Source organism: Prevotella sp. DNF00663, from assembly GCF_001553265.1.
Classification (GTDB): Bacteria; Bacteroidota; Bacteroidia; order Bacteroidales; family Bacteroidaceae; genus Prevotella.
This window is the reverse complement of sequence record NZ_KQ960652.1, coordinates 18,624-25,905: the sequence shown is the minus strand read 5'-3', so window position 1 is coordinate 25,905 and position 7,282 is coordinate 18,624. Positions and strand designations below refer to the sequence as shown.

6 protein-coding genes are annotated in these 7,282 nt (G+C 47.7%); all 6 read right to left on the bottom strand.

Annotated elements, in window-relative coordinates:
* Positions 1-133: 133 nt before the first annotated feature.
* A complete protein-coding gene (locus HMPREF3034_RS09735) occupies positions 134-1,096 on the bottom strand; it encodes a Rossmann-fold NAD(P)-binding domain-containing protein (RefSeq protein ID WP_062435161.1) in 963 nt (320 codons plus the stop codon).
* 126 nt (positions 1,097-1,222) lie between these two features.
* Positions 1,223-2,473: a glutamate-5-semialdehyde dehydrogenase gene (locus tag HMPREF3034_RS09730; RefSeq protein WP_062435158.1), complete on the bottom strand. Its 1,251-nt coding sequence runs from the start codon at positions 2,471-2,473 to the stop codon at positions 1,223-1,225.
* Between the two features lie 16 nt (positions 2,474-2,489).
* A complete protein-coding gene (gene proB, locus HMPREF3034_RS09725; protein ID WP_062435155.1) occupies positions 2,490-3,560 on the bottom strand; it encodes a glutamate 5-kinase in 1,071 nt (356 codons plus the stop codon).
* Positions 3,561-3,675: 115 nt separating this feature from the next.
* Positions 3,676-5,340: an AMP-binding protein gene (locus HMPREF3034_RS09720; protein ID WP_036896029.1), complete on the bottom strand. Its 1,665-nt coding sequence runs from the start codon at positions 5,338-5,340 to the stop codon at positions 3,676-3,678.
* A 13-nt stretch (positions 5,341-5,353) separates the two neighbouring features.
* Entirely contained in the window at positions 5,354-5,908 is a 555-nt protein-coding gene (locus tag HMPREF3034_RS09715; protein ID WP_036896028.1) for a helix-turn-helix domain-containing protein, read from the bottom strand.
* 345 nt (positions 5,909-6,253) lie between these two features.
* Positions 6,254-7,039, bottom strand: coding sequence for a pyrroline-5-carboxylate reductase family protein (locus tag HMPREF3034_RS09710; protein WP_062435152.1), 786 nt, complete (start codon positions 7,037-7,039; stop codon positions 6,254-6,256).
* Positions 7,040-7,282: the final 243 nt, after the last annotated feature.

The window sequence follows — 7,282 nt, the reverse complement described above, 5'->3', positions numbered from 1 at the left end:
GAGAGTATATCAATTTTGACACACCCTCATATATTAATGGAGTAAATACAACTAGTCTACTTATCAACTCGTCAACTTGTTAACTCTTAGGGTATATGTTGATGAAATAAGAACTTTGAAATAGGCTGCTTGATTACAATGCTTCGAGCATGCGTTTGATAACTACTTCGGCGCTAATCTCACGGTTGGCAGCTTCGGGAATAACGAGGCTGTGCGCACCTTCAATCACGTCGTCGGTGACGATGAGGCCGCGACGCACTGGCAGACAGTGCATAAAGTATCCGTTATCGGTCCATGCCATGTGCTCGGCATCTACAGTCCAATTCATATCTTGGCAAGTTATCTTGCCGTATTCGGCAGGATTGGTGACGCCCGGATTGCTCCAGTTCTTTGCATAAATGAAGTGAGCACCCTCGAAAGCTTTGTGTTGGTCGTATTCTACGCGTGCGTTTCCCACAAATCGCGGGTCGAGTTCATAACCTTCAGGATGCGTAACGACGAAGTCAACATCAGCTCTATTCATCCATTGGGCGAAACTGTTGGGTACGGCTTGAGGCAATGTGCGACAGTGGGGTGTCCATGTGAGTACCACTTTCGGGCGTGCAATGGGCTTATGTTCCTCTATCGTGATGAGGTCGGCAAAGGCTTGTAGCGGATGTACTGTGGCTGTCTCCATGGCAAAAACAGGCTTTCCGCTATATTGAACGAATTGATTGACGATGGTCTCTGCATAGTCGAAATTGCGGTCGGTAAGCCCTGCGAAGCTGCGAATACCAATGATATCGCAGTAGCTAGACATCACTGGAATAGCCTCAAGTAGGTGCTCGCTCTTGTCTCCATCCATGATAACGCCTCGCTCGGTTTCCAGTTTCCACGCACCGGCATTCACATCTAGCACGATGACATTCATGCCTAAGTTCATTGCCGCCTTCTGTGTTGAGAGGCGAGTACGCAGACTATTATTGAAGAAAATCATCAGCAAGGTCTTGTTTTTACCCAATTGCTGATACCCGAAACGATTTTGTTTCACCTCTTGAGCTTCGGATAATGCTGTCCGAAGGTCTCCTAAATCCTCGATATTGAAGAATGTTTTCATATAAAGTCTCTCTTAATAGCTTTCCCACGAAGTCTATATGATATAATAGGTGGGATATGGTTGCCGGTTAATATGAATGGTTGATAATCTCTATTTCACTTTTTGGGGAAAGCCGGGGAGGGACTTCTATTCCCTTATCTGCCCATGTCCTTCTATCAACCATTTGTAGGTGGTCATCTCTTCTAGTGCCATTGGGCCACGCGCGCCGAGTTTCTGGGTGCTGATACCAATCTCTGCTCCGAGCCCGAATTGTGCTCCATCAGTGAAACTAGTGGGTGTATTGACATAGATACAGGCTGCATCTACCATGGTTTGAAATCTCTCTGCAGCAGCTTTATCTTCGGTTACGATGCTCTCACTGTGCCCGCTGCCGTATGTGTCGATGTGTTCGAGGGCTTCGTCGAGACTGTCTACGGTGCGAATACTCATTTGCATGCTCAGCCATTCGGTGTTCCACTCATCGTCTCCATTGATGGGTACGAGCAAATCGGTAGGATAATTGTCGTGCAAAGCAATCATGGTGCGGGTGTCGACATGTAGTTTTACACCCTTTAGCGCGAGTGGTTCGCAGAGTGATGGTAGGTCGTTGAGTCGGCTCTCGTGTATTAACAGGCAGTCGAGAGAGTTGCAAACACTGCATCGACGTGTCTTAGAATTACACACGATATCGCGTCCGATGCTGAGTTCTCCGGCCTTGTCGAAGTAGCAATGTACCACACCTGCCCCAGTCTCAATGACCGGAATCTTGGCCGTATCGCGTACAAAATCAATGAGATGCTTGCCCCCTCGCGGTATACATAGGTCGATATAGCCCACGGCATTGAGCATTTCGGCTGTGGCTTCGTGGCTTGCCGGCAGTAGTTGTACGATATTACTGTCAACTCCGGCAGTATGAAGTACATCGTGGATGAGGTCTACTGCGGCTCGACAAGAGTCGATGGCATCGCGTCCACATTTCAAGATACAGGCGTTACCACTCTTTAGGCAGAGGGCGAATACATCGAAGGTGACGTTGGGGCGAGCCTCGTAGACGACGCCGATGACACCAAACGGCACGCTTACACGACGTAGATGGAGTCCATTGTCGAGTGTTTTCTCCTTTAGCGTATGGCCTAATGGTGAGGGGAGGGTGGCTACCTGACGGAGGCTGGCGGTTATTTCTTGTAGTCGTTCGGGCGTGAGCATGAGTCGATCGTACATCGGATTGCTCTCGTCCATGCGTGCCAAATCGCGCTTGTTGGCCTCTAATAACAGGTCGGAATGGCGACTGATGGCCGCAGCCACATATCCAAGCAGCGCGTTTCGTTGCTCATCGGTCATCAAAGCAAGTTGTCGGCTCGCCTTTTTTACGTCTCGGAATGTTTGTTCTAAAGCCATAGTCGATGTGTTTTGGTTATTCCATATACATGTAATCGTAGTGTACAAGCGGCTTGAGTCCGTGTTTACCAATATGCGTTTGCGCCTCTTCGGCACTGTAGGCACTGCGTCCTACGGCCACCGTATGGCCTTTTGAATCGATGATATTGATAATATCTCCCTCTTCAAAATCGCCTTCTATAGCAGTCACTCCCACCAATAACAGGCTTACGGTCTGCTCTCCCTTCAAGGCCTCTGCGGCTTTGTCGTTGATATGAACCAATCCCTTGGCGAAGCTTTCGCTATGGGCTATCCATTTCTTTACACCCGAAGTAGGAGTCGGATTCGGCCTAAACTCGGTGTGTATGGTGCTTTGTGGATGTGTAGCCAGATTGATAAGAATGTTCTCAGTCTTCCCATTGGCGATGAGAACCTTGATACCTTCCTCGGCCACTTTGCGTGCAATGTTGGTCTTGGTAATCATACCGCCACGGCCAAATCCGCTTTTCGTGCTCTGGATGTATTCACTGATGTCGCTGTCGTAGTTCACTACGGGGATGACACGGGTACCGGGTTCGGAGGGTGAACCGTTGTAGATACCGTCTACATTACTCAAGATGACCAGTGTATCGGCATCCATCATGGAGGCAATAAGACCTGAAAGTTCATCGTTATCGGTGAACATCAGCTCTGTAACACTCACGGTATCGTTCTCATTGACGATGGGTATAACACCGTTTTCGAGCATTACCGACATGCAAGCACGTTGATTCAGATACTCTCCACGAGTGGAAAAGCTCTCTTTCATGGTCAATACCTGTCCCACATGCACGCCATATTCGCGGAACAAATCATAGTAAAGACCGATGAGCTTTACCTGTCCGAGGGCAGAAAAGAGTTGGCGTTGTGCCACGCTATCCAGCTTTTTAGACACTTGTAGCTCGTTTCTACCACTGGCCATGGCGCCCGATGATACGAGAACCACCTCATATCCATTGTGTCGAAGCCACACGATTTGATCGACAATGGCCGACATTCGGGTTACATCCAGCTTCCCGTCGTCGCGTGTGAGCACGTTGCTACCAACCTTTACTACGATTCGTTTCATTGTTATTTGCAGTTTACCAGTTTACGAGTTGACAAGTTAACGAGGGTTTCGGTTACTCGATTATTTGGTAAATCGAGTATGCAAATTCTTGTCAACTCGTCAACTTGTCTCCTTGTTAACTATTTCCTGCTCCGTCTTTTTGCCTGATTTCCACGCGTCTAATCTTACCGGAGATGGTCTTCGGAAGTTCGTTGACGAACTCAATGATGCGTGGATACTTGTAAGGAGCGGTGACATGCTTCACGTGGTCTTGCAATGTTTTGACCAGTTCGTCGCCCGCTTTGTCTTTCCAACCGTCGGCTAGAACGACCGTTGCTTTCACTATCATGCCACGAATGGGGTCGGGTACGCCTGTAATAGCGCATTCCAAGATGGCCGGATGGGTCATCAGAGCGTTTTCAACCTCGAACGGGCCGATGCGATAACCGCTACTCTTGATGACGTCGTCGGTACGACCGACAAACCAATAGTAGCCGTCTTCGTCGCGCCAAGCCATATCGCCGGTGTGGTAGATGCCGTTATGCCAAACCTCCTTGGTGCGCTCTTCATCGCGATAATAGCCTTTGAAGAGCCCTAAAGGTTTCTCGTCGCCTACCTTGATACAGATTTCTCCCTTCTCACCATCTTCACATTCGGTACCGTCGGGGCGCAATAAGTGGACATCGTATTGCTGATTAGGCTTGCCCATAGAGCCCGGCTTCGGCTTTATCCAAGGGAATGTACCGAGCGTCATCGTTGTTTCCGTCTGTCCGAAACCTTCCATCAAGCTGACACCGGTGAGTTGTTTGAACTTCTCGGCCACTGATGGATTCAATGCTTCTCCGGCTGTTGTGCAGTATTGTAGACTACTTAAATCGTATTGAGAGAAGTCTTCGTGAATCATGAAACGGTAGATGGTAGGGGGAGCACAGAACGATGTAATGCGATATTTCTCTATCTGTCGCATGATTTTCTCGGCTGTGAACTTCTCATGGTCGTACACAAATACCGCTGCACCGGCAAACCATTGACCGTAGAGTTTGCCCCATACGGCTTTTCCCCAACCAGTGTCGGCCACCGTCAAGTGGATACTATTCTCATTCAGATTGTGCCAATAGATACCTGTTGTCAGGTGCCCAAGGGCATAGAGGAAGTCGTGTGCCACCATCTTGGGTTCTCCGCTGGTACCACTGGTGAAGTACATCATCATGATGTCTTCGTTGGTATTCACGTGTTCGGGGCGTTTAAAGGGCGGTGCTTGCTTCCATTCCTTGTTCCAATCGTGGAAATGTGACGGTACGTGAGGGCCTACGCTGATTAACACTTTGACCGTTGGACTGTCGGGCAACGAATTGGTTATCTGTTCAATGATGTATTCGTCGCCGGCACAGATAATTGCTTTCACGCTCGCACCGTTGTTTCGATACACGATGTCGTGAGTGGTTAGCATGTGCGTAGCGGGAATGGCTATGGCTCCTAACTTATGTAATGCCAACACCGACAACCACCACTGGTAGTGGCGTTTCAAGATAAGCATCACCTTGTCTCCATGTCCGATGCCCAGACTTTGATAATATGAAGCCGTTTGGTCGGTCTGTTCTTTCAAGTCTTTGAACGTAAATCGAATCTCTTCTCCTCGTTCGCTAGTCCACAATAAAGCCAGTTTGTCGGGCTGCTCTTCAGCCCATACATCCATCACATCGTAAGCAAAGTTGAAATTTTCGGGTACGATGAATTGCAGATGTTTGGCATAATCTTCCTCCGAAGTAAAGTGGGTCTGTTTTAAGAATCTTTCTATCATTTCGCATGCTTGATTAGATGACTACACAAAGGAATTTAGCTGGCTCTCCTCCCAATGCACGCATGCAGTGGGGACGACGTCCATCGAAGTAGATGGTATCGCCTTTTGACAGAACCAATTCTTTGTCGTCTATTGTTATTTCTAGTTGTCCTTCAATCACCGCGTCAAACTCTTGTCCGTTGTGGGTGTTCTTGTTATATTTCTTTCCGTCTGGTAACGGGTCTACCTGTGTCAAGAATGGGTCTACTTTACGGCCTCTGAAACCTCCGGCCAGACTCTGATATTTGTAGCTGTCGCCACGGTCTATCTCCGGTCCTTGGCCGTAACGAGTCAAGAAGTAGGTACTCATTCGCGGCTCTTCGCCGAAGAGCAACACGTCTAGGTCGATGCCATATCGTTTTGAAATCTTTGAAAGGCGATATACCGATGGGTCGGCTTCGCCGGCTTCAATCTTCAGATAGTGTTCCAAACTGATGTCGCATAGGTCTGCAACTTCCTCTGCTGGGATGTTCAGCACTTCGCGAAGGCCTCTCAGTCGTTGGCCGATTTGTTTGATTGATTCTTCCATTTTGTGGTTATTATGATTGATTTCAAGTCCAAAAGTACGAAACTTTTTCTTATTATACTGACGTGTGAAGGCGATTTTTTGGGCAGATTCTGAACATATCTAAAATTCTTGCGCACAACTATTTAGTGTGTGCAAGATTACACCTTATATTATATAGGGGTGTAAAAAAAGCATGTGAAAAACTCGTCTATATTTCTTTGGGTTTGCTGCAAGGGCATTTCAGCATTGCTGTTAAGCCCGTGCAGCATCACTGAAGAGGCTTTGCAGCAAGCTAAAAGAGCCTCTTTAGAAAAATAAGAGTGGGCGAGTTGATAAATGAACGAGTTGATAAGTGGGTGCAACGAACTATTTAAGTCCGGCTTTCAGCCCCCTAATCACGGCACTGGTAAAGCCTGCGTGTTCCATTTCGTTGAGTCCGCGAATGGTCAAACCACCCGGTGTCGTCACCTTATCTATTTCTATTTCGGGGTGATTTCCGTTGGCTTGAAGTAGTTCTACCGCTCCTTTTACAGTCTGTAGCACGATGTCTTTGGCCACATCGGCCTTGAAACCTAGTTCTACGCCACCCTCAGAAGCAGCCCGGAAGTAGCGCATGGCATAAGCGATACCGCAACTGGCTAGTGTCGTTCCGGCTCCCAAGTGTTGTTCATCGGTGATGTAGGCTTGTCCCAAGTCGTCGAAAATCTGCTTGATGGTGGCTGTTTGACCATCGTCGGTGCCCACTGGGACTATGAAAGTCATGGATGCTCTCACGGCGATGGCGATGTTGGGAATCACTTGAAAGAGTGGGGGGACGATACCATTTTTATCCAACCATGCTTTTAGTTGGTTGGCATCGACGGCAGCAGCCATATTAATGACCATCTGTCGAGTGTAATCCATGAAAGGTTTTACCTCGTTAATAACATGTTCAACCAACCATGGTTTAACCACGAAGACTACTACATCGGCATCTACTACGGCTGCCTTGTTGTCTGTGGTGACGCTTGCGCCGAGTTCGGCAAAGCGGTCTAGCTTGTCGGAATGGGGATTGGCTACGGTCACATCCGCCGGTTTTACAATGTCGCTTTTGAGCAGTCCTTCGGCAAATGAGCCACCCATGGCACCTGCTCCGATAATACTTATTTTCATAGGTTTATTTTTATGGGAGGAATGGGATATTTTATGGGAGATAACAGAAGTAAGCGGGAGTTAATGGGAGATGGTTTATAGGAGTTATCAGGAGTTATCTGAAGTTAATAGGAGATAGCGGACATTTGTCCATATCTTATACTTTAAACATTTGTCTATTAACTCCTATTTACTCCCGTTTACTCCCACTATCTTCTATTAAACATCTCCCATTAACTTCAGATAACTCCTGATAACTCCTAT